At 41.7% G+C, this 22,817-nt stretch carries 27 protein-coding genes; 11 read left to right on the top strand and 16 right to left on the bottom strand.

Features of this window, described 5'->3' with window-relative positions; genetic code table 11:
- Positions 1-7 precede the first annotated feature (7 nt).
- The 5 genes from F0226_RS08660 to F0226_RS08640 all read right to left on the bottom strand — a co-directional run bounded on the left by F0226_RS08660 (position 8) and on the right by F0226_RS08640 (position 3,040).
- A complete protein-coding gene (locus F0226_RS08660) occupies positions 8-439 on the bottom strand; it encodes a DUF4426 domain-containing protein (protein ID WP_171735264.1) in 432 nt (143 codons plus the stop codon).
- 29 nt (positions 440-468) lie between these two features.
- The gene (gene yggU / locus F0226_RS08655; RefSeq protein ID WP_137374468.1) at positions 469-759 is read right to left on the bottom strand and encodes a DUF167 family protein YggU; all 291 of its coding nucleotides are present in this window, start codon (positions 757-759) and stop codon (positions 469-471) included.
- A gap of 68 nt (positions 760-827) precedes the next feature.
- A complete protein-coding gene (locus F0226_RS08650; protein WP_171735263.1) occupies positions 828-1,385 on the bottom strand; it encodes a YggT family protein in 558 nt (185 codons plus the stop codon).
- 60 nt (positions 1,386-1,445) lie between these two features.
- Positions 1,446-2,264, bottom strand: a complete 819-nt coding sequence (proC, locus tag F0226_RS08645) for a pyrroline-5-carboxylate reductase (protein WP_171735262.1) — start codon at positions 2,262-2,264, stop codon at positions 1,446-1,448.
- Positions 2,265-2,335: 71 nt separating this feature from the next.
- Positions 2,336-3,040, bottom strand: coding sequence for a YggS family pyridoxal phosphate-dependent enzyme (locus tag F0226_RS08640; RefSeq protein WP_171735261.1), 705 nt, complete (start codon positions 3,038-3,040; stop codon positions 2,336-2,338).
- 26 nt (positions 3,041-3,066) lie between these two features.
- Between F0226_RS08640 and F0226_RS08635 the strand changes: the two genes are divergently transcribed.
- On the top strand, positions 3,067-4,104 hold the full coding sequence (locus F0226_RS08635; RefSeq protein ID WP_171735260.1) for a type IV pilus twitching motility protein PilT: 1,038 nt from the start codon (positions 3,067-3,069) through the stop codon (positions 4,102-4,104).
- Positions 4,105-4,216: 112 nt separating this feature from the next.
- Entirely contained in the window at positions 4,217-5,326 is a 1,110-nt protein-coding gene (locus tag F0226_RS08630; RefSeq protein WP_171735259.1) for a PilT/PilU family type 4a pilus ATPase, read from the top strand.
- Positions 5,327-5,480: 154 nt separating this feature from the next.
- Here F0226_RS08630 and ruvX read toward each other — a convergent pair whose 3' ends face one another.
- The 7 genes from ruvX to zapG all read right to left on the bottom strand — a co-directional run bounded on the left by ruvX (position 5,481) and on the right by zapG (position 11,780).
- The gene (ruvX, locus tag F0226_RS08625; protein WP_171735258.1) at positions 5,481-5,906 is read right to left on the bottom strand and encodes a Holliday junction resolvase RuvX; all 426 of its coding nucleotides are present in this window, start codon (positions 5,904-5,906) and stop codon (positions 5,481-5,483) included.
- Between the two features lie 103 nt (positions 5,907-6,009).
- Positions 6,010-6,573 carry a YqgE/AlgH family protein gene (locus F0226_RS08620; RefSeq protein WP_171735257.1) on the bottom strand — a complete coding sequence of 188 codons (564 nt, stop codon included), beginning with the start codon at positions 6,571-6,573 and terminating at the stop codon, positions 6,010-6,012.
- Positions 6,574-6,672: 99 nt separating this feature from the next.
- Entirely contained in the window at positions 6,673-7,623 is a 951-nt protein-coding gene (gshB, locus tag F0226_RS08615; RefSeq protein ID WP_171735256.1) for a glutathione synthase, read from the bottom strand.
- Between the two features lie 9 nt (positions 7,624-7,632).
- Entirely contained in the window at positions 7,633-8,364 is a 732-nt protein-coding gene (rsmE, locus tag F0226_RS08610) for a 16S rRNA (uracil(1498)-N(3))-methyltransferase (protein WP_171735255.1), read from the bottom strand.
- Between the two features lie 179 nt (positions 8,365-8,543).
- Positions 8,544-9,605 (bottom strand): outer membrane-stress sensor serine endopeptidase DegS, encoded by a 1,062-nt coding sequence (gene degS, locus F0226_RS08605; RefSeq protein ID WP_171735254.1) that lies wholly within the window; start codon positions 9,603-9,605, stop codon positions 8,544-8,546.
- A gap of 240 nt (positions 9,606-9,845) precedes the next feature.
- Positions 9,846-11,201 (bottom strand): Do family serine endopeptidase, encoded by a 1,356-nt coding sequence (locus F0226_RS08600; RefSeq protein WP_171735276.1) that lies wholly within the window; start codon positions 11,199-11,201, stop codon positions 9,846-9,848.
- A 135-nt stretch (positions 11,202-11,336) separates the two neighbouring features.
- On the bottom strand, positions 11,337-11,780 hold the full coding sequence (gene zapG, locus F0226_RS08595) for a Z-ring associated protein ZapG (RefSeq protein ID WP_171735253.1): 444 nt from the start codon (positions 11,778-11,780) through the stop codon (positions 11,337-11,339).
- A 219-nt stretch (positions 11,781-11,999) separates the two neighbouring features.
- On the opposite strand from zapG, the gene zapE reads away from it, so the two are divergent.
- The 8 genes from zapE to sspB all read left to right on the top strand — a co-directional run bounded on the left by zapE (position 12,000) and on the right by sspB (position 18,320).
- Positions 12,000-13,103, top strand: coding sequence for a cell division protein ZapE (gene zapE, locus F0226_RS08590; RefSeq protein ID WP_171735252.1), 1,104 nt, complete (start codon positions 12,000-12,002; stop codon positions 13,101-13,103).
- A 245-nt stretch (positions 13,104-13,348) separates the two neighbouring features.
- A complete protein-coding gene (gene rplM / locus F0226_RS08585; protein WP_010434689.1) occupies positions 13,349-13,777 on the top strand; it encodes a 50S ribosomal protein L13 in 429 nt (142 codons plus the stop codon).
- A 13-nt stretch (positions 13,778-13,790) separates the two neighbouring features.
- On the top strand, positions 13,791-14,183 hold the full coding sequence (gene rpsI / locus F0226_RS08580) for a 30S ribosomal protein S9 (RefSeq protein WP_137374480.1): 393 nt from the start codon (positions 13,791-13,793) through the stop codon (positions 14,181-14,183).
- Positions 14,184-14,511: 328 nt separating this feature from the next.
- Positions 14,512-15,102, top strand: a complete 591-nt coding sequence (gene petA, locus F0226_RS08575; protein WP_137374481.1) for a ubiquinol-cytochrome c reductase iron-sulfur subunit — start codon at positions 14,512-14,514, stop codon at positions 15,100-15,102.
- Positions 15,102-16,367: a cytochrome bc complex cytochrome b subunit gene (locus tag F0226_RS08570; RefSeq protein ID WP_171735251.1), complete on the top strand. Its 1,266-nt coding sequence runs from the start codon at positions 15,102-15,104 to the stop codon at positions 16,365-16,367. The genes petA and F0226_RS08570 overlap by 1 nt, the downstream gene beginning before the upstream one ends.
- Positions 16,364-17,101 carry a cytochrome c1 gene (locus F0226_RS08565; RefSeq protein ID WP_171735250.1) on the top strand — a complete coding sequence of 246 codons (738 nt, stop codon included), beginning with the start codon at positions 16,364-16,366 and terminating at the stop codon, positions 17,099-17,101. Before F0226_RS08570 ends, F0226_RS08565 begins: the two co-directional genes overlap by 4 nt.
- 87 nt (positions 17,102-17,188) lie before the next feature.
- On the top strand, positions 17,189-17,824 hold the full coding sequence (gene sspA / locus F0226_RS08560) for a stringent starvation protein SspA (RefSeq protein ID WP_137374484.1): 636 nt from the start codon (positions 17,189-17,191) through the stop codon (positions 17,822-17,824).
- A gap of 4 nt (positions 17,825-17,828) precedes the next feature.
- Positions 17,829-18,320, top strand: coding sequence for a ClpXP protease specificity-enhancing factor (gene sspB, locus F0226_RS08555; RefSeq protein WP_301338150.1), 492 nt, complete (start codon positions 17,829-17,831; stop codon positions 18,318-18,320).
- 80 nt (positions 18,321-18,400) lie between these two features.
- Here sspB and F0226_RS08550 read toward each other — a convergent pair whose 3' ends face one another.
- From F0226_RS08550 to F0226_RS08535, 4 genes are read right to left on the bottom strand one after another with little or no spacing between them, the layout of a single operon-like run.
- Positions 18,401-18,988, bottom strand: a complete 588-nt coding sequence (locus F0226_RS08550) for a BON domain-containing protein (protein ID WP_171735248.1) — start codon at positions 18,986-18,988, stop codon at positions 18,401-18,403.
- 11 nt (positions 18,989-18,999) lie between these two features.
- On the bottom strand, positions 19,000-19,590 hold the full coding sequence (locus F0226_RS08545; RefSeq protein WP_102576580.1) for a phosphoheptose isomerase: 591 nt from the start codon (positions 19,588-19,590) through the stop codon (positions 19,000-19,002).
- Between the two features lie 3 nt (positions 19,591-19,593).
- Complete coding sequence (locus tag F0226_RS08540; protein ID WP_171735247.1) at positions 19,594-19,989, bottom strand: YraN family protein; 396 nt, start codon at positions 19,987-19,989, stop codon at positions 19,594-19,596.
- On the bottom strand, positions 19,976-21,787 hold the full coding sequence (locus tag F0226_RS08535) for a penicillin-binding protein activator (protein ID WP_171735246.1): 1,812 nt from the start codon (positions 21,785-21,787) through the stop codon (positions 19,976-19,978). The genes F0226_RS08540 and F0226_RS08535 overlap by 14 nt, the downstream gene beginning before the upstream one ends.
- Positions 21,788-21,848: 61 nt before the next feature.
- Here F0226_RS08535 and rsmI point away from each other — a divergent pair, with 61 nt between their 5' ends.
- Positions 21,849-22,712: a 16S rRNA (cytidine(1402)-2'-O)-methyltransferase gene (gene rsmI, locus F0226_RS08530; protein ID WP_137374488.1), complete on the top strand. Its 864-nt coding sequence runs from the start codon at positions 21,849-21,851 to the stop codon at positions 22,710-22,712.
- Positions 22,713-22,817: the final 105 nt, after the last annotated feature.

Genomic DNA, 22,817 nt, shown 5'->3' with positions numbered 1-22,817 from the left:
TTAAAGCTTAGTCTTCTGTGTAGAATTTTTGGGTGAATCGTAATGGACCCGCGCCTTTTATCCCAGCATTAACATCAATAGTGAAGGTAATATTTTCTTCGTGAGTAATTGGGAATTCAGTGAGGTAGTAAATGGCATCACCTTCTTTAATTTCTCTAAAGGTTAACTTTCGAGTGTTTCCCACTAAGTTTTTTGCTGTGCCTGATACTTGAGCCGTGGTTGCTGGTTTCCCCAATGCTGAATTATCTAAAATGCTGATGTTTAGAACCGCAGAGTAGCCGTTTCGTTTTAGTTGATACTGTTTGGCGACTTCCGCAGACAAGAAAGTAGAATTGAATGCTGAGTAGTGAACCTCAACATCTTTAATGTTTTTAAATTGACCAGCCCAAGTAGGGAAGGCGATGACGCTAACAAGTAGTGCTGTTATCCATAAACGCATATTGGCTCCAAAAATATAGCAAAAAGCCATCACAGGATGGCTTTGATTTCATTAGGGATTTGGTTAGGTGAGCAGATTCGAACTTGCTTGTGCCTACCTAACTCTCCCTTTTCAATTTTAATAAGCCCTTTAGCTACCTTAAATTGTTTCGCTAGGTATTTTGCTAAATGAGCATTGGCTTTGCCATCGACAGGTGGAGCTGTAATGGCAATTTTAAGTTCATCCCCATGCAAGCCGACAATTTTATCTCGGCTTGCTTTTGGTTGGATATAGAGCCGTAAAAGAATATCGTCTTCATCAGCCCAAACTGCTTTTGGCATTGGTTAGTGCCTTGTGTTTAGTACCTTTATGCTTAGAGCTTAGTTTTGCTCAGTACTACAGGTACTGATTATAGCTGATACCAAATATGGCCAATTAGGTCGCCCATTAAGAAGTTCACGAATTGCAGAACAATAAACAGCACCAGTACACTTAAATCAAAACCGCCCATTGCTGGAAGAATACGACGAATTGGAGCAAGCATTGGTTCAGTCAATTGATGGAAAACATACTCGATTGGGCTACGGCCTTGGCTTACCCAGCTTAGAATTGCGCGGATAAGTAGAACCCAGAAAATAAGACCACCCGCGGCTTTAAGTAATGCAAGCAATCCGAAGATTAGGAAGCTAACATCAAATACCGCTGCGCCACCTGAAATCACTAGATTTAGTGCCGTGAACTTCAATACACATAATACATAAGCAAATAGAATGGTTGCTACGTCAAAGCTACCAATCGATGGAATGAAGCGTCGTAAAGGCGCGACAACAGGTTGCGTTGCTTTAACGATAAATTGTGAAAATGGGTTATAGAAATCTGCACGGGAGGCTTGTAACCAAATACGCAGAATGACCACCATGATGTAAAGATCAAAAACGGTAGAGATCAAAAAGCTCATCGAATTCATAGAGTTTCCTTTTTCGGAGTGACTTGTGGCGAGCGCTTATTCATGCCGCCACATAATAATTTAAAACAGTTTTTCCATCTCTTCAGCACGAGATACAGCCGCTTGCATGGCTTTAGCTACAATGTCTGACAGTTGGTTTTCATTGAACGTTCTGAGCGCTTCAGCTGTTGTCCCACCTTTTGATGTGACTTGTTCGCGCAGTGTCGATAGCTCTGTGCTTGGGTTAGCAACGACCATTTCAGCCGCACCTAATGCTGACTGTTGAACCAATTTACGCGCAGTCTCGGTATCGAAACCTTGTTTGATGGCTTCAGCTTGCATCGCTTCCATAAATAAGAAGAAATACGCAGGGGCACTGCCTGCTGCCGCAATAATGTTATTGATACCTGATTCTTGTTCAACCCAACACACTTCACCTACTGCTTGCATTAATTGGGAAGCGAAGTTTTTATCTTGTTCATTGACTTGCTGATCGGCATAAAGCCCGCTCATGCCTTTTCCAAGTAATGATGGGGTATTGGGCATCACGCGGACCAAGTTTAATTGGCTATCGAGCATTTCATTAAGGCGTTTTGCACTAATACCAGCAGCAATTGAAATCACCAATTTATTGTCGAAATTGATGCTTTGAAGAGGCTTACACACATCAGCCATCATCTGTGGCTTAACGGATAACACAATGACTTCTGCATTTTGTGCTGCTGCGTAGTTATCACTGGTAGTTTGAATGCCGTAGTCTGCTTCAAGAGGCTGCCTTCTTGCTTCAGAAGGTGCCGTCGCCGTGATTTTATGTGCGGGATAACCACTCGCCACAAGACCTGCAACAATTGAACGAACCATATTCCCTGCACCAATAAAGGCGATATTCTTGTGTTCCATATTTCTCGGTCCTAACCTTGTAATGTGACGGACAAGCTGTCCATCACGAGCTCAATTATTATGGGCTGATATTATTTAGCGTAATTACGAGCACCAAAAATTGCCGTGCCAATTCTCACCATAGTGCTGCCTGCTTCAACAGCTGCATCCATATCACCGCTCATACCCATTGAGAGTGTATCTACGCCTGAATATTTATCACTAAGCTTATTGTTAAGAGATGCTAATTGTGAAAAAGCATTAAGCTGTGATTGGTAATCTGACACGTTAGCAGGAATTGACATCAATCCTCTTAAAGTGAGGTTGGGAAGTGAAGAAATCAACTCCGCTAATTCAAAAACTTCTGCTTCAGAGGTGCCTGATTTTGAATCTTCACCACTTGTGTTGATTTGAATGAGTACTTGCAAAGCGGGTAAGTGGTCAGGTCTTTGGTCGTTTAGGCGCTGAGCGACTTTGCCACGTTCAATAGAGTGCACCCAATCGAAATTTTCAGCGATTGGTCGCGTTTTGTTTGATTGGATTGGACCAATAAAATGCCATTCTAAATTTAAGTTAGAATGTTGTTCTGAAAAGTGTTTTACTTTATCTACGCCTTCTTGGACGTAGTTTTCACCAAATGAAACTTGCCCACCTTGTGCAGCTTCTAGAATTGCCTCGATAGGTTTAGTTTTACTTACGGCTAAAAGTTGCACGGACTCTGGAGGTCGGCCACACTTTTGTTCTGCATTACGGATCTGTGAGGTGATCTGTTCGATATTTTGTTGAATACTACTCATAGCTGACTTTACTTAAAGGAAAATAAATGGATATCACTGAGTTACTGGATTTTAGTGTAAAGCATAACGCGTCAGATCTACATCTTTCTGCGGGTGTATCTCCAATGGTACGTATAGATGGTGATGTTAGGAAGCTTGGAGTCCCAGCTTTTAGTCATGCTGATGTACATCGTTTGGTTTTTGAGATCATGAACGACTCCCAACGCAGTGAATTTGAAGAAAAGCTGGAAGTCGATTTCTCTTTTGAATTACCTAATGTTGGACGCTTCCGTGTTAATGCATTTAATCAGGCTCGTGGTTGTTCTGCTGTATTTCGTACCATTCCCGTTGAGATCCCGACATTAGATCAATTAGGTGCGCCGGAAATCTTTGAAAAAATTGCAAATTACGAGAAAGGGTTAGTGCTAGTGACGGGACCTACTGGTTCTGGTAAATCGACCACTCTCGCCGCGATGGTTGATTATGTAAACCGTAATTATAACAAGCACATACTGACCATCGAAGATCCGATTGAATTTGTTCATACCAATAATAAGTGTTTGGTAAACCAGCGTGAAGTCCACCGAGATACTCATAGTTTTAAAGCTGCCTTACGCAGTGCTTTACGTGAAGACCCTGATGTTATTTTGGTGGGCGAACTTCGTGACCAAGAAACGATTAGTTTAGCGCTGACTGCCGCTGAAACGGGTCACCTTGTTTTTGGCACCTTACATACTAGCTCTGCGGCAAAAACGATTGACCGTATTATTGATGTATTCCCCGGTAGTGATAAAGACATGGTTCGCTCTATGCTTTCTGAATCACTTCGTTCGGTTATTGCTCAGAAGTTGCTTAAGCGTATTGGGGGCGGTCGTGTTGCTTGCCACGAAATTATGATGGCAACCCCAGCGATCCGTAACTTAATCCGTGAAGATAAAGTGGCGCAGATGTATTCGATTATTCAAACGGGCGCTGCACACGGTATGCAGACAATGGAACAAAATTCCAAGCAGTTGATTGCTCAAGGTTTGGTTGATCCAGAAGAAGTACAGAAGAAGATTGAAATTGAAACATCGTTATTCTAGTTCGTTGGTTATAAATATTGGCAGTTAACAGTATCGTCAGTTAAAAATATTGCTTAAAGCTTTTTTGATTAAAGCTTTCTTGGTTAAAAATGCGCATTAAGGCTAAATTAAAATGGAATTGAACCAAATTCTCGAAGGGATGATCTCGCAAAAAGCGTCGGATCTTTATATCACGGTTGATGCACCTATACTTTTTAGGGTCGATGGTGAATTGCGTCCTCAAGGTCAAAAGTTAAGTGAAGGTCAAGTCGCTCAACTGCTTGATGCCATGATGGATCAAGAGCGCCGTGCTGAGTATCGCCGGACTCGTGAATCTAATTTTGCGGTTGTTAGAGATATAGGTCGTTTTCGCGTGAGTGCTTTCTTTCAGAGGGAATTACCTGGAGCCGTGATTCGACGTATCGAAACCAATATCCCTAGTTTTGAGCAGCTTAAGCTTCCTGATGTACTTCAAGATCTCTCTATCGCTAAGCGTGGTTTAGTGCTGGTGGTAGGTGCTACAGGGTCGGGTAAATCGACTTCAATGGCAGCAATGACAGGCTACCGTAACTCTAACCGTTCAGGGCATATCCTAACGGTTGAAGATCCAATCGAATTTGTTCATGAGCACAAAAAATGTATCGTCACTCAGCGTGAAGTGGGGTTAGACACTGATAGCTATGAAGTTGCGTTAAAGAACTCACTGCGCCAAGCGCCTGATATGATTCTTATAGGTGAAATTCGTAGTCGCGAAACGATGGAATATGCCATGACTTTTGCGGAAACTGGCCATCTTTGTATGGCAACGCTGCATGCTAATAATGCTAACCAAGCGTTAGAGCGTATTTTGCATTTAGTGCCTAAAGAGCAAAAAGAGCAATTCCTTTTTGATTTATCAATGAACTTGCGCGGCGTGGTTGCCCAGCAGTTGATCCGGGATAAAAATGGTAATGGTCGACACGGTGTGTTTGAGATCTTGCTCAATAGTCCAAGGATCTCTGATTTGATTCGTCGCGGTGATCTTCATGAATTGAAGGCGACGATGGCAAAATCAAAAGAAATCGGCATGCAAACTTTTGATCAATCATTATATGAGTTAGTCGTTTCAGGAAAGATAAGTGAAGAAGATGCATTTCATAGTGCTGATTCTGCCAATGATCTACGTTTGATGCTCAAAACTCAACGCGGTGATGGTGGCTACGGAACGGGTGCACTTACAGGTGTGAAGATCGATATGGAGTAAGAACGATCTTCTTGCTGGTATTGGTTTATAGATGAAAGGGTTGCTTGATAGCAACCCTTTTTGATTTGTTTGTATCGAATGATCGAATGATCGAATGATCGAATGATCGAATGATCGAATGAGTAAGCGAGTAAATTTTACTCTTTTAATTCGATTACTCGCCCCATTGAGCTTCAAACCAGCTTTCTAATATAACCACTGCGGACTGATTATCTACATTGCCTTTACTCAGAGCTTTATATCCACCCATTTCAAATAGATCAGATCTAGCTTCAGTGGTTGATAATCTTTCATCATGAAGTTCAACATTCACACCAAAACGTCCTTTTAGGCGATTAGCAAATTTCTTGGCTCTTGGTGTGATCGTTTCTAAATCTTTGCCGTGAAGATCGGTAGGCAAACCGACCACAACCAAGTCGGGCTGCCACTCTTTGAGCTGTTTCTCGATATCATCCCAGTTCGGGATTCCATCTTTCGCTTTGAATGCTTTTAACGGGCTTGCGGTACCAGTAACTTCTTGACCGATAGCGCTACCGATACTTTTAGTACCGTAGTCAAACGCCATAATTGTTCGTGACATGGTGTTTCCAAATGTTTAAAAGAAAAGGCTTAAGGCTTTTCGTAATGTGTGACTATTCTTTAGAGCTTAGAGCTTAGAGCTTAGAGCTTAGAGCTTATCTTCTTTATGCGTGACCTGCGTCAGAAGACAATTGAGATACATTGATTCCTAGCATTTGCACCGCTACTTTCCAGCGTTCAGATATTGGTGTATCGAAAATGACTTTGGGATCGGCTTCGATGGTAAGCCAAGAATTTTCGGTGAGCTCTATCTCTAGTTGACCAGGATCCCACCCAGAATAACCGAGAGCGATAAGGTAATTTTGAGGTTCTGCATCGGTGCCAAGCACTGAAAGAATATCTTTGGAGGTGGTCACCGAGATATGATCAGTCATATTGATACTTGATTGGTAAGTATCTTTAGGTTGATGAAGAATAAAGCCTCTATCTTCAGCAACAGGACCACCATTCAATACAGGTTGCGCTAAGCTGGCTTGTTTATGCTGAGGTTGGATAGGTTCTACTTCAACTTGCTTTAGCATTGACCCTACAGTGACATCAATGGGAGCATTGATCATTAACCCCATAGCACCTTCATCATTATGCTCACACAAATAGATAACTGAGTGCTGAAAGTAGGGATCTTTCATTCCGGGCATTGCTACGAGAAAATGGTTCGTCAAATTCATAATATCTCCTGCCACTAAGGGAAAATGAGCGACAAAACTGTCGCTCTAATAGTATAGGTTTTGCTAGAGACTATCGAAATCATTGAGACTTCGGTATTACTATTTCTCGTTAACTCGACGTTCAATCGCATCCATTAACTTGCCAGTTACTGAAATATCGAATGCAGCTTCGATTTCACGAATACAAGTTGGGCTAGTAACGTTAATTTCTGTCAGTTTGTCACCAATAACATCAAGACCAACAAAAATTAGCCCTTTTTCTTTAAGTGCTGGTGCAACCGCTTTAGCGATAGCCCAATCAGTTTCACTTAGAGGGCGAGCTTCACCTGTACCACCTGCTGCAAGGTTTCCTCGAGTCTCCCCTTTCGCTGGAATACGAGCTAGGCAGTAAGGCATTGGTTCGCCATCAACAACCAGAATACGCTTATCACCATTACTGATGTCAGGCACGAAAGTTTGCGCCATTGCGTAGTTTTGACCGTGATTTGTCAGTGTTTCAATGATCACTGATACGTTTGGATCGCCTTCTTTCACTCGGAAAATTGATGCACCACCCATGCCATCTAATGGTTTTAGGATCACATCACCGTGCTGCTCGCGGAACGCTTTAATTTTTTCCGCTTTACGAGTTACGATTGTTGTTGGTGTTAGTTCTGGGAACCAAGCCGTGAACAGTTTTTCGTTACAATCACGTAAGCTTTGAGGCTTGTTGACGATCAGCGCGCCATTTTCTTCTGCACGCTCAAGAATGTAAGTTGCGTAAATATATTCTGTATCGAAAGGAGGATCTTTACGCATCAGTACTGCATCTAAATCAGATAGCGCAATAGTTTGCTCTGATTTGAATTCATACCAACCGTTTGGATCTTCTTTTAATTCGACAACTTTAGTATCTGCAATGGCGACACCTTGCTCTAAGTGTAGATCATCCATTTCCATGTAGTGGATCTCATAACCACGACGCTGTGCTTCAAGCATCATGGCAAAGCTAGAGTCTTTTTTAATATTAATGGATGAAATCGGATCCATTACGATGCCAAGTTTGATCATTTTATTCTCCTAGCCTAGATCGCCAAAACGGACTTGTAAGGCAGTAATTGCAGTTAGAGCCGCAGTTTCGGTACGTAATACACGAGGGCCGAGTAGCGTCTCTTCAAATTGATATTGTTCTGTCATGCTGATTTCTTCAGCGGACAACCCACCTTCTGGTCCAATCAATAGTCGAACTTTGTTGATAGGTTCTGGAAGTGTGTTGATGGAGTATTTTGCTCTAGGGTGCAAGTTCAGTTTCAGAGCTTCACTGGGTTCACCGCACCATTCTTCAAGCTGCATGATTGGTCTGATAACTGGAACCGTGTTACGCCCTGATTGCTCACAAGCTGCGATAGCAATTTTTTGCCACTGGCCTAGCTTCTTCTCGAAACGTTTAGCGTCAAGCTTTACTCCGCATCGTTCTGAAATTAGAGGAGTAATGGTATTTACGCCTAATTCTACAGATTTTTGAATGGTGAATTCCATTTTATCGCCACGAGAAATAACCTGACCTAAGTGCAAATCTAAAGGTGATTCACTGCTACGTTCAACGCGTTCGATAATTTCAACCGTGACATTTTTCTTAGTTACTTCTGAAATGGTCGCTGGAAACTCCGCACCGCTGCCATCAAATAGTAGGACCTCTTGGCCTTCCTTCATTCGTAATACTCGACCAACGTGACCGGCAGCGTCTTCACCTAAGGAAAGTGAGCCTAATTGGTGGATGAATTCAGGGTGATAAATACGAGGGACTCTCATGTCAGCAAACCTATTGATATGTGCGTTTAGATATTTTTGTCTTTGCCTAACATGGATGCTAAGTAAAGAAAAAACAAGTAGCTATTCAAAATAGCTGGGAGATCTCACCATGCCGTTAAAAGAAATGAACGGCATGGTGGATTGATAAGAAGTTTAAAGCAGGTATTACATCTAGCGGTTTAACGTACATCTTCCGCAATTGTTACTTGAAGCGTGATGTTTTCACCTTTACGAAGCACACCTACATCAATCACTGTACCTGGTCGTAGATCTGTAACTATATCCATTACACTTTGTCGGCCATTTACTTTGATGTTGTTAAGGCTAAGTATGATGTCTTGCACTTCAAACCCCGCGCTTTCAGCAGGTCCATTTGGGTCAATACCAAGTACGATAATACCGCCAATGTTTTTGTTGCCGAGCAGGCGACCTGTGACTGAGTTTATATCTTGCCCATCAACGCCGATATATCCACGTATCACTCGACCATCAGCAATGATTTTTTGCATGATCTTATTGGCCAATGGGTAGGGGATAGCAAATGAAATACCATAAGTTTCTATGTCCGTTGCTGGCTGGTATGACGCGGTATTAATTCCGACCAACTCACCTTGGGTATTAATTAAAGCTCCGCCTGAATTACCTTCATTAATCGCGGCATCCGTTTGGATGAAGGCTTGGTGGCCATCTGCACTAATTGATGATCGACCTGTCGCTGAGATAATTCCAAATGTTGTGGTTTGCCCTAGGTTGTAAGGGTTGCCTATTGCAAGTACCACATCTCCAACATTGGCTGTGTAATTTGGGTTAAGTGGGATCACTGGTAGGTTATCGCCATCGACTCGTAAAATTGCAATATCAGTGCGCTTATCTGAGCCGACAAGCTGAGCTGCTGCAATACGCCCATCTTGAAGTGCTACAACTATTTGGTCTGCCATTGCCACAACATGGAAGTTAGTAACGATGTACCCTTTTTCACTTACGATGACTCCTGAACCTAGCCCCTGTGTGAGGAGTTTATTTCGGTCATTTTCAGCGTATTTTCGACTGTAAATATTAACAACTGCAGGCGAGGCGCGTCTTACCGCTTGGTTGAATGAAACTTGTAGTGAGCTAATGTCACTAACCTGTTGCTCAATAACTTGAGGAATAATTGAAGGTCGAAGGCTAGGGAAAGCAAAAAGTACAAGCGCCGCAGACACTAGCCCTAGTGAGATAGAACGAAATAGAAAGGACAGCATGTTTCCCTCTTCAACAGGTAAGGTATAAGTCACCGATTTAAGACGGCAAAATGATTTACCTGTGAAGCATAGCATTTTGATTCAGCGAAATGAAAGAGTGAACATCCAACAGTTTATCGAATGTTCACTCTATTTTTCATAGGGTTCTGGTTTGAATAGCGATGGTATTAACCATATTTTCAGCCATCCCTTAATTTTATGCACTGGTACAATTTAATATACTGGTGCCTAGCAGTAACGTTATCTAACGACTAGGTAGATAGTACGCTCACCTCTTTGGATATTTAAAGCGAGAACAGCCGGTTTCTTTTCTAGCATTGTTCGTAACTCTGCGAGGTTTTCTACTTTTTGTCGATTGAGACCAATTATGATGTCATTCTCAAGGAGTTGATAAGCTTCAGCAGGAGAACCTTTTGCTACCGAAGATACTTTGACACCTACTACTGCATCTTTATCAGTGGTATTCGTAAGCTCCGCGCCCGCTAAACCTTCATGCAATTTTTCTGCTTTCGTTTTGCTATTGGTTGATTCACCAAGGGTGACGTCGAATGATTTTTGGTCGCCATCTCGAACAGCCCCTAGTTTGATTTTTTTACCCGCTCCCAGAGTTGCCACCTTGGCTCTTAATTCACTGAAAGTATCGATATGCTTGCCATTGATAGAGACAATAATGTCGCCTGCTTTTAAGCCCGCCTTGTCTGCTGCACTTTCTGGCACAACTTGGCTTACGAAAGCACCTTTACTGGATTCATAACCGAGAGCCTCAGCTAATTCAGAAGTGATTTCTCCCCCCTGAACACCTAACATACCGCGTTTCACTTCTCCGAAGTTTAGGATTTGCTCTGTGAGGTTGTTCATCATATTTGATGGGATAGCGAAACCAATCCCAACGTTTCCACCATTTGGACCTAAAATGGCAGTATTAATACCAATTAGCTCACCATTTAGATTGACTAAGGCACCGCCGGAATTGCCACTATTTATTGCTGCATCGGTTTGAATGAAGTTTTCAAAATTTTCAAGGTTTAGACCACTTCGTCCTAATGCAGAGACAATACCCGATGTGACGGTTTGACCTAATCCAAATGGGTTACCGATAGCAACAGTAAAATCACCAACACGGAGTTGATCTGAGTCAGCCAATTTTATTTGAGTTAGGTTCTTTGCTTCTTCTAATTTGAGAAGAGCGACATCAGACATTTCGTCTCCGCCAATCAACTCAGCATCGTATTCTCGCCCATCGTGTAATTTAACTTTGATTTTGTCGGCACTGTTAATTACATGGTAGTTCGTAACAATATGTCCTTTCTTAGCATCAACAATGACGCCAGAGCCTAACCCTCTAAAGGGGCGTTCTTGAGTTTGTTCAGGACCAAAGAAGAATTGAAATTGTTCAGGGATACGTTGACGTTGAACTTGCTTACCTTCAACGGCAATGCTCACTACTGCAGGGGTCACCTGTTCAAGCATAGGCGCAAGGCTGGGAAGTTGTTCACCATTAACACTCAGTGGCAGTGCTGCGGTGGCTTGAATGGGGGTGATGATTGAACTTAAGCTTAAAGTCATTATCGATAAAGCAAGCAAAGGTTTTTTCATCATAAACTCCTCTCTAGTTATGGTCTCGTATCATTATATGTAGATAAATAATGATGCTAATCAGTAGACCTGAGTGAAAGTTATGACTCAAAAACCTTTCTAAAGTTCATCTTAAATGATTTGGGTGCAATAAGATTATGATGCTTTTGCTGTTACTAGCTCTGGCGCGTCGATAATTTCTTTTTCTGGTTCGTTAAACAAACCGGTTGCACCGTGAGCATAATCTTTGGGTGGTTGCTCAATTGATGTTTCCGACTTCTCAGCTTTGTCAGAGTGAACTGCCGCTGTTTTCACGAACGGGTTATCTTGCTCTGGTAAATTTGGAAGAAGTTCAGCACTTGTTTTTTCCATGTGTTGGTACAGCTTAGTGTAGTCCTTACCTAAGGTGTCCAGCATTTCTGCAGTTTGCGCAAAGTGATCAGCTAACTCTTGTCGTTGCTGTTCTAATGCAAACTTTGCAGAGTCTAATTCTTTTTGTACGTTTTTCTGTTTGTTGTATTCAGGGGTCATGAGACGAGAAATAACAACCCCTAAAATTGCTCCCACAAGCAAACCAGCAACGGCATACATCCAAGGCATAACAGCTCCTTATAATTGTTTTTTAACATGTTTGTTACTGTGTAGTTACACGTATTGCGGCTCCATGGTACTATGAGAATGATGCAGTATAAAGAGAAATGCATGTGCGCTAGTTAGCAAGTTAGCGTCGATTTATATTGCTGTGAACACTGTTTTTATTCTGGCGTTATCTAAGTTTAGTAGTGAGCCAGTGTGGCTTTTATTGTGGAAACCTCCGTCATGAACCCAATTCAAAAATACGAGCAAGACATACAAGAGCATGGTTTTCAAAGAGATCCAGCACAAGAGCAAGCGGTTCAAAGCTTGGATAAACTGTTTCATGAATTTCAAGATTATTTGAATGCACCTACACCGCAGCTGACTCGTTTTCAAAAACTGATGGGGAAGAAGCTTGAACTGCCTCAGCCTCCCAAAGGCTTGTATTTCTGGGGAGGGGTAGGGAGAGGTAAAACTTATCTAATGGATACGTTTTATGATGAATTACCAACCACAAAAAAAATGAGAGTTCACTTCCACCGTTTTATGTATAGGGTGCATGATGAGTTGAAGGCGTTGGGTAATGTCAGTGATCCATTACCTTTAGTCGCAGATAAATTGAAGCTAGAAGCAGACATTATCTGTTTCGATGAATTTTTTGTTTCAGATATCACAGACGCAATGATTTTAGGAACATTGTTCCAAGAACTTTTCTCAAGAAATGTTGTGCTAGTAGCAACATCAAATATCCCCCCTGCTGATTTGTATCGAAATGGGTTACAGCGCGCTCGCTTTCTTCCTGCCATAAAGCTTATCCAAGAGAATTGTCACATTCTTAATGTAGATAGCGGTATTGATTATCGATTAAGAACATTAGAGCAAGCTGAGATTTATCATTACCCTTTAGATAAGCAAGCTAATATCAACTTGGAAAAGTATTACGCTCAGTTAGTTGGAGAAGATAAAGAAAAGCTCTCTAAAATTGAAGTGAATCACCGCCAAGTGGATGTGCTTGAAGCAAGTGAAGGCGTTCTACATGCAACTTTTGCCCAGTTATGCCAATCAGCTAGAAGCCAAAATGACTATATAGAGCTATCTAGAATCTATCACTCAGTTCTGCTTGCTGATGTATTACAGATGGGAGCGACATCAGATGATGCAGCTAGACGTTTTATTGCATTAGTCGATGAGTTTTATGAGCGTAATGTGAAGCTAATAATTTCTGCCGAAGTGGCTCTTGAAGATTTGTATACGCAAGGCCAATTAGAGTTTGAATTTAAACGTTGCCAGTCACGTTTAATCGAAATGCAAAGTCATGACTACTTAGCAAAAGAGCACCTTAGTTAGTATTAAATGTGTGCAACAGAAAGAGAGAATAAAAAAATCGTGATTTTGTTCAAAAAGAGGTGATTTTTTCTTCGCTCTTCTCTATAATCCTGCGACCTACCGTTACTGCGGGCCTCTAGCGATGAGTAAAATCTAGCTATGCCAAGAGTCTCCAACACTCGAAGGGGTGATGAATGGTACTCTTAGACAGTGGGAATACTTCCGTATTCCTTAAGTGTAAATTTTTTAAATAGGTAATTATTAGCATGAAAACTTTCGTTGCTAAACCAGAAACTGTAAAACGCGACTGGTATGTTGTAGACGCTGAAGGCAAAACTCTTGGCCGTCTAGCAAGTGAAATCGCTTCTCGCCTACGCGGCAAGCACAAAGCAGAATACACTCCTCACGTAGACACTGGTGATTACATCATCGTTGTTAACGCTGAGAAAGTTGCTGTAACTGGTAACAAAGCTAAGGGTAAGGTTTACTACCGTCACTCTGAGTTCCCTGGTGGTCTAAAAACTATCACTTTTGAAAAGCTAATTGCTAAGAAACCAGAAATGGTTCTTGAACTAGCAGTTAAAGGTATGCTTCCACGTGGTCCACTAGGCCGCGCGATGTACCGTAAGCTTAAAGTATACGCTGGTACTGAGCACAACCATGTTGCTCAACAGCCACAAGTACTAGACATCTAAGGGGATTATGAAAATGGCAGAGAATCAATACTACGGCACTGGTCGTCGCAAAAGCTCAGCAGCTCGTGTTTTCATCAAACCAGGCTCTGGTGAGATCGTAATCAACAAGCGTAGCCTTGATGTTTACTTCGGTCGTGAAACTTCTCGTATGGTTGTTAAACAACCTCTTGAGCTAGTTGAACTAACTGAGAAACTTGACCTTTACATCACTGTTTCTGGTGGTGGTATTTCTGGTCAAGCTGGCGCAATCCGCCACGGTATCACACGTGCTCTAATGGAGTTCGATGAAACTCTACGTCCTGCTCTACGTGCAGCTGGTTACGTTACTCGTGACGCTCGTTGCGTTGAACGTAAGAAAGTTGGTCTACGTAAAGCACGTCGTAAACCACAATTCTCTAAGCGTTAATTTTCTATTACAGAAAACACGCTTCAGTTTTATTACTGGAATTGTTGTCCAAAAGCTCGGCTATATGCCGGGCTTTTTGTTTTTTACACTTCTCAAAACTCCTTTCCCCACTAGATTTCTAATCCATTTCTTATAATTTGAAAGCTTTTATAACTCTATGTGCGCTTTGCCTCATGATTGTTACAAAAAGGTAGCTTTATCTTGTCAAAAAGTAGGGTTTTATTTATCATCTTCCGTCAATAAATAGAACTAAATGTATAATTTTGTTAGCCATGCTCTGTAAGCGGAATAATTATAATCCAAAAGGAGCAAATGGGAGAATGTTTGGATGAGCAACGCGCCATTAAATAACGGTCGCAGGCGTTTCTTAACCGCAACAACAGCAGTTGTTGGTGGTTTAGGAGCAGCTGCTGTCGCCGTGCCTTTTATTAAATCATGGAATCCGAGTGCTAAAGCGAAAGCTGCGGGTGCTCCGGTTGAAGTGGAAGTCAGTAAGCTTGAAGCCGGTCAGATGGTTCGTGTCGAGTGGCAAGGTAAACCTGTATGGGTTGTACGCCGTGCTGATTCGGTACTTGAAAACCTGAAATCTATCGGTAGTCAATTACGCGACCCACAATCAGAAGCTGAACAACAACCAGAATACGCACAGAATGAGTTTCGTTCTATTAAAGCTGAGTATTTTGTAGCTGTTGGTTTCTGTACACACTTAGGTTGTTCCCCAACTTACCTTCCTGATTCTTTTGCAGAACAAGTCCAAGGTGTTAAATCTGGCTTCTTCTGTCCGTGTCATGGCTCTAAGTTTGATATGGCTGGTCGAGTGTTCCAAGGTGTACCTGCTCCTTTGAATCTTGTTGTGCCAAAGCATATGTATTTGAGTGACACTAAGATCCTTATCGGCATTGACGAGGGAGATGCATAATGCAAGGACTGCTAGATTGGGTAGAGAAACGTCTACCCGCGATGAATGCATATAAAAAGCATTTGTCAGAATATCCGATGCCTAAGAACTTTAACTTTTGGTACCTTTTTGGTTCTTTAGCAATGTTAGTACTGGTTAACCAAATCCTTACCGGTATTTGGTTAACAATGAACTACGTACCATCAGGTGAGGGTGCGTTTGCTTCTGTTGAATACATCATGCGTGATGTTGAATACGGCTGGTTACTACGTTACATGCACTCGACTGGCGCTTCTGCGTTTTTCGTTGTTATATACCTGCATATGTTCCGTGGTCTAATCTACGGCTCTTACCAAAAACCTCGTGAGCTACTTTGGATCTTCGGTATGTTGATCTTCTTAGTGCTTATGGCTGAGGCTTTCATGGGGTACTTGCTGCCATGGGGTCAGATGTCTTACTGGGGTGCTCAGGTAATCATTTCTTTGTTTGGTGCGATCCCTGTAATTGGTGATGACCTAACGCTTTGGATCCGCGGTGATTACATCATCTCTGGTGCAACGCTGAACCGTTTCTTCGCACTACACGTTATTGCTCTACCAATCGTACTATTGCTGCTTATCGTACTTCACGTACTAGCGCTGCACGAAGTTGGTTCGAATAACCCTGATGGTATCGAAACTAAACTTCCTAAAGGTACTATGGGCGACGACTACAAAACTCAGTTCCCATTCCACAAAGATTACACTAAGAAATACGACATCATCGATTCTATTCCTTTCCACCCATACGGGACTGTGAAAGATATGGTAGGTGTTGCTGGTTTCCTATTCTTGTTCTGTTACGTGCTGTTCTTTAACCCAGAGATGGGTGGATACTTCCTTGAGCCGCCTAACTTTGAAGCTGCTAATCCACTGAAAACACCTGAGCATATTGCTCCAGTTTGGTACTTCACGCCGTTCTATGCTGTACTTCGTGCTGTTCCTGATAAGCTGCTAGGTGTAGTAGCAATGGGCGCATCTATTGTTGTGCTATTCCTACTACCATGGTTCGACCGTTGTAAAGTGCGTTCATACCGTTACCGTAGCAAACTGCATTTGATTAACATTATCCAATTCACAATAAGCTTTATTGCGCTTGGTGTTCTTGGTGCGCTTCCAGCAACGCCAACATACACATTACTGGCTCAAATCTTTAGCTTAGGTTACTTCATGTTCTTCGTTCTACTGTGGTTCTACAGTAAAAATGAAGTGACGAAACCATTACCAGAAAGGGTGACGTTCAAATGAAAAAGTGGATTGTAATTTTATTTGCTATGTTGCCTTCACTAGCTATGGCGGCTGGTGCAAGTGTACCGCTTGATAAAGCAAATAATGATTTAACAGATAAAGCTTCATTGCAAAATGGCGCGAAGTTATTCATGAACTACTGTTTCGCATGTCACTCTACGCAATATCAGCGTTATGAACGTGTTGCGAATGATTTAGAAATCCCAGTAGATCTAATGAAAGAGAATTTGGTTTTTGACCCTGAGGCAAAAATCGGTGATCTTATGGTTAACGCTATGCCGGCAAAGCAAGCTGCGAATTGGTTTGGTGCTCCGCCACCTGACTTGACTCTCGTTGCTCGTGTTCGTGGTGCTGATTGGCTATATACATATCTTCGTTCATTTTATGAAGATCCATCTCGCCCATTTGGTGTGAATAATATCGTTTTCCCAAGTGTTGGTATGCCACATGTGCTTGAGGAACTTCAAGGGATCCCAGTTCCTGTTTACGATACACATATGGTCGATGGTAAAGAAGTTACTACTATTGTAGGTACTGAAACTGATGGCTCTGGTGAACTAAGTACTGGCGAATACGATAATGCTGTTCGTGACCTAGTTAACTTCTTAGTTTACTCCGGTGATCCTGTTCAACTTGAGCGACACGCTATTGGCTGGTGGGTGATGGCATTCCTTGTGTTATTCACCATAGTAGTAGTGTTACTGAAGAAAGAGTATTGGCGTGATGTGCACTAATTGTGCTATAATCCCTTGCTAATTCCTAAATTTACAATGGAGGCTTAGGCCTCCATTTTTTTTATTTAAAGTGTACTGGAGGGCTCCATGGCTGTAGCTGCCAACAAACGTTCTGTAATGACTCTTTTCTCAAGTGCTTCTGATATGTATAGCCATCAGGTGCGCATTGTTCTTGCTGAAAAAGGCGTAAGTGTTGAAGTAGAGTTAGTCGATGAGGCAAACTTGCCAGCAGAACTCGTTGAACTGAACCCTTACAAGTCAGTACCAACCCTAGTTGATCGTGAGCTTGCTCTATATGACTCAAAGATCATCATGGAATATCTTGATGAGCGTTTTCCTCATCCACCATTAATGCCTGTTTACCCGGTTGCTCGTGGTAACAGTCGTCTAATGATGTACCGCATTGAGCGTAACTGGTACTCAGTTGCTGAAAAAATTGTTAAAGGTAATGCTGAAGAATCTGAAGCAGCACGCGTTAAATTACGTAATGACCTTCTAACACTTGCTCCAATTTTTGCTGAATACGAATACTTTATGAGTGAAGAATTTAGCTTGATTGATTGCTACCTTGCTCCTCTTCTATGGCGTCTGCCAGAGTTAGGTATTGAATTAATTGGTCCTGGTTCGAAAGAACTTAAGATCTACATGAACCGTGTATTTGAACGCGATTCATTCTTAGCTTCTTTGACTGAAGCTGAGCGTGAGATGCGATTAACTCGTTAAGTTTATGGATATTGAGAACATGACTCCACGCCGTCCATATATGCTTCGTGCATTTTATGAGTGGCTGGTAGATAACGAGTTAACACCTCACTTGGTGGTTGATGCAACTTTACCGGGCGTTCGCGTTCCTGAAGAGTTCATTGAAGATGGTCAAATTATTCTAAATGTTGCTCCACGTGCAGTAGGGCAATTAGAGCTAGGCAACGAAGCTGTGACTTTTAGTGCAAGATTCGGTGGTCGCCCTCATAGTGTGATTGTACCTTTGTATGCAGTTCAAGCTATTTATGCCCGTGAAAACGGTGCTGGAACTATGTTTGAACCTGAAGAAGCGTATGTTAATGCAACAGATAATGAGATTGAAGAATCGCCATTTGAAGAAGTAACGACAGCACCAACTTTAAGCGTAGCAAAACCAGAGGTTGTCCCTCAGGAGTCAGGACCAGACCCTGAATCTCCTCGCCCTAAAGGCAAACCAAGTTTGAGAGTTATAAAGTAAAAAAAAGCAGCGATTATCGCTGCTTTTTTCTTATCTAAAAACCGTTAAAATTAGTTTAGAACGATTTGGTGCTTTTGTTCTTAGCTTTCATCACTTCCTTGCTCACTGTACTGAAAGGCTCTTATTACTTGTTTTACTCCAGAGATGTTTCGTGCAACTTCAGTTGCAATATCGGCATGCTCATGGGATACCAAACCAAGTAAAAATACTTCTTGGTTTTCTGTTATGACTTTCACTTTGATTCCGTTCAAATCGGAATTAGCTAAGAGCGCTGATTTTACTTTCGTTGTAATCCAACTGTCGTTACTGATCTCTTTAACTGACAATGGCTTTTGGACTCTAATCTGATTATGAATAGAGGTCACGCCTTCAATATCTTTAGCCTTACTTTCAAATGCTCTTCGCTCTGCATCTGTTGAAGCTTGTCCCATTAAGATGATCGAGCCATTGTAAGCACTTGCAGTGACTCGAGTGCTTCCTTTGAAAGGTGTTTTATTACTGATTGCAGCAATTTCAAATTCGATATTACTATCGTTCCACATCTCTTTCGTTGTGCGAGTATCAGTAACCAAATTTGCAGTAGTGGCTGCCCCTGCAATAAATATCCCAGCACATCCCGATAGGGAGAGTGCTAATAAAGGGATACTAATAATTTTTAATAACTTCATTGGTGGCTCCATTACTCTTCATGAGCTGGGAATAGAACTTGATCAATTAAATCGCATAAGCAGTGAAGAGTGACCATATGTACTTCATGAATGCGTGCAGTTCGATGAGAAGGGATTCTGATTTCAACATCATGCTCACCCAATAACCCTGCCATTTCACCACCGTCTTTACCTGTAAAGGCAATGATTGTCATATCACGAGTTACAGCGGCTTCCATTGCTTTGATAATGTTTTTGCTATTACCACTGGTTGAGATAGCAAGCAGAATGTCGCCTGTTTGCCCAAAAGCACGTACTTGCTTAGAAAAAATTTCTTCGTAATGGTAGTCGTTAGCGACTGCTGTCAGCGTTGTGTTGTCAGCAGTTAATGCCATTGCTGGCAAGCTAGGTCGCTCTGTTTCAAAACGATTAAGCAAACATGATACAAATTGTTGAGCGTTAGATGCTGACCCGCCATTTCCACAACATAAGATCTTATTACCATTCAGAAGAGTGGCAACCATCGCTTGAGCTGCATGCGTGATAGCATCAGGCAGTGCTTCAGCTGCAGCAATTTGAATTTGAATACTTTCAGTAAAACTTTCTTTAATGCTTTCTAGCATTGCTTATCCTTGGGTAATAGCGTTTTGGATCCAGTCGATGTTGTTCTCATCACCTTGAATAGCGATAACATCAAACCTGAAGTCGGTTGTGTGGACAGACAAACCTTGTTTCATCAGCCAAACATTTGCAGTTTTATAGAGCTTTCGCATTTTTTGCGGCGTCACCATTTCTGCAGCATGCCCATAATGTGATTGTTTCCGGTATTTCACCTCAACAAACACAATGGTTTGGCGGTGTTTCATTATAAGATCAATTTCACCAAATTTAGTTGTGAAATTTTCAGTGATATAAGACAAGCCTTGGTTTGAAAGGTATTTCCTTGCCAAGGCTTCGTAGTGATCACCTATTTGCTTTCGGGTGATTCTATCGGTTATTGCTTTACGGCTAAATAGCCCCATGCTCCGCCCAGCTAATTTGTCTTTGGATAATGCACTGGTTATCAATAGTGAGAACGCCGGTTTCACCAGAAATGCTGTAACCATCGATAACTTTCATTTGTGGAAGTGCTTCCATTAATGAATAAGCGTCCATTCCTAAGGCTTGTAAGCGTTTTTTTGCATTAGAGTTATTTGGCCACAATTCGTTTAATTGATTATTTACAGCACTTTGCTCTTCAATGAGTAATGGGATATCACTGTAAATAACACCGGTTAAATCTTCATATTGCTTATCACCGCTATTACTACGTGAGTTGGAAAATAGCGCAGGCTGTTTTGCATCTGGGTTAATAGCGACTTCAATAAATGGTTTGATTAAAGTGAGCTCTGAATTTTTAGCCACAATGTATACTGAATCAATATCACGTCGGCTTCTTGGCTCAGTTTCAATTTGAAGGTTAAGCAGAGCATCCATTTGCGCTATACGTTGCTGGCTTTCTTGTAGACCAAACACTTGATTGATATTACGTTGTAATTGACGCTTATCAGCAAAAGAGCTCATCGCCACTTCATTGCTGCTATATTTCTGCCATTCTTGCTCAAACGCTTCTTTCACTCGCTCACCAAGACGACCTTTTGGCGCTAAGATTAGGGGGTATTTGTAGCCTTGAGTGAATAAATGTTTAGCAGCTTGGGCTACTTCTTGCTCTGGTGACAAAGCGAGGTAGCACATGTTCGTTCCATCGACGATTTCGTTTGGAATGTTAAGCGCTAAAGCTGGAATTGCATCTACCTTTCCAGCTTGAGCTTGCTGAAGTTTAGTGATATTGCCCTTAATTAGAGGACCGACAATAAAATCAACATTATCTTCAATGAGCTTAGCTTTGATAGATTCAGCACTTTGAGTGTTTGTATCTAGAACGGTTAAAGTGGCATCTTGTTCCCTTTCCGCATCATTCATCATTGCGAAGATAAAACCATCTCTTACAAGTTGAGCTTGTTTACCAAACTTACCTGTTAGTGGAAGAAGTAGGGCTGTGCTTGTTGGTTTACTGATGTCTAATTTTAATATGTCAGATATTTCAATGGGAGTATATAAAGCCGCTGGATGATTTGAATTTTCTTCAAGCCAATGTTCAAGCGTGTTCTTTAGTTGAGGAACATTAGAGTTGAGCGTTTTCATATAAATGGCTAGTTGCAACCAGCCATCTAATACTTCTTCATTTTTATTCGTTTCTAATTCAGTGATTTCATACTGAGAATAAGCTGATAAGTTCTGCCAAATTCGATTGGCGATCAATTCTTGATCAGCAGTCTCGATATAATCCGATAGTAAGACGAGTTCTCGACTTGCAGCGAAGTATTGACTCATGACCTCAAGCATATCTGAGCGCAAACTGTAATAATCTTTCCACTGCTCACTTGGTAATTTCCACCACGCTTGAAAATTAAGCTGCTTATAAGCTTCTTCAGGTTGGTCGTTATTGAACAGTAATTGAGCCCTAGATAATTGCCACTCTGCTTGTTGAATTTCAGAAAGCTGCTGCTTGGCTAATCGTTTGATAAGCAGTGTTGCTTGGTCAGTGCTGCCAGATTGAATTGCAGCTTTAAGCGCCATGATTAACCAGTCGTTTTGTAGGCTTCCTTGACTACTATCTGCTTGCATCATGTAGTTTTGAGTGCTTTGAGATGGATCTAGAGTAATATCTACGCTTACAGGGGCCTGTGGTGAAGAAGAACAAGCTGCCAATGTAATTGCTAATGCAATTGGAGTTAATAAGCGTGGTACACTGAGTCTCTTATGGTTCATCATTGCCATGAGTTCTTATAATTCCGTATAAAGTTGTATCTATATTAATCGTTGAAGTGATGGTAAACAAATGACAGATAACAAAACCTTGCTCGAAGAGAGCCCTACTCTCTACATTGTGCCAACCCCAATTGGAAATTTGGGAGATATCACTCAAAGAGCAATTGAAATCTTATCAAGTGTTGATGTTATTGCTGCTGAAGACACTCGTCATACCGGCAAGCTATTAGCACACTTCAATATCTCAACTAGAACGTTTGCATTACATGATCACAATGAGCAAACCAAAGCGCAAGTATTAGTTGAAAGGTTATTAGAGGGTCAGTCTATCGCATTAGTCTCTGATGCTGGAACCCCTTTAATCAGTGACCCAGGTTACCATCTTGTATCTCAATGTCGTCAAGCGGGTGTTAGAGTTGTTCCATTACCTGGCGCATGTGCTGTTATTACTGCTTTAAGTGCTTCGGGCTTGCCGTCTGATCGTTTCAGCTTTGAAGGTTTTCTGCCTGCAAAAAGCAAAGGTCGTAAAGACAAGTTCTTAGAGATAGCTAAAGCTGAACGCACTTGTATTTTTTATGAGTCACCACATCGCATTACCGAATCACTGCAAGATATGCTTGAGATCTTAGGTCCTGATCGTGAGGTAGTATTAGCACGTGAGTTAACCAAGACATTTGAAACTATTCAAGGCTTGCCGTTAGGAGAGCTTATTGACTGGATTGAAGAAGACTCGAATCGTAAGCGTGGTGAAATGGTGTTATTGATTCATGGACACCGTGAAGAAGCAACAACCGACATTCCTGATGAGGCGACTCGAACTCTTGGTATTTTAACGAAAGAACTTCCACTTAAAAAAGCGGCAGCAATGACGGCTGAAATTTATAATTTGAAGAAGAATGCACTCTATAAATGGGGACTTGAGAACTTAGATTAGTCTCTTACAGTTCGCTATCGATAGGCTGAATCAATAATTGGATTAGTTAGTGACCACTTAGTTGGTGTTTAGTAGACACTCTTAAACTTTCACTATACAATCCGC

Origin of the sequence: Vibrio sp. 99-70-13A1, from assembly GCF_013114625.1 — a bacterium.
Classification (GTDB): Bacteria; Pseudomonadota; Gammaproteobacteria; order Enterobacterales; family Vibrionaceae; genus Vibrio.
The sequence above is the reverse complement of the archived record's forward strand: the minus strand, read 5'-3'. Positions and strand labels throughout refer to the sequence as shown.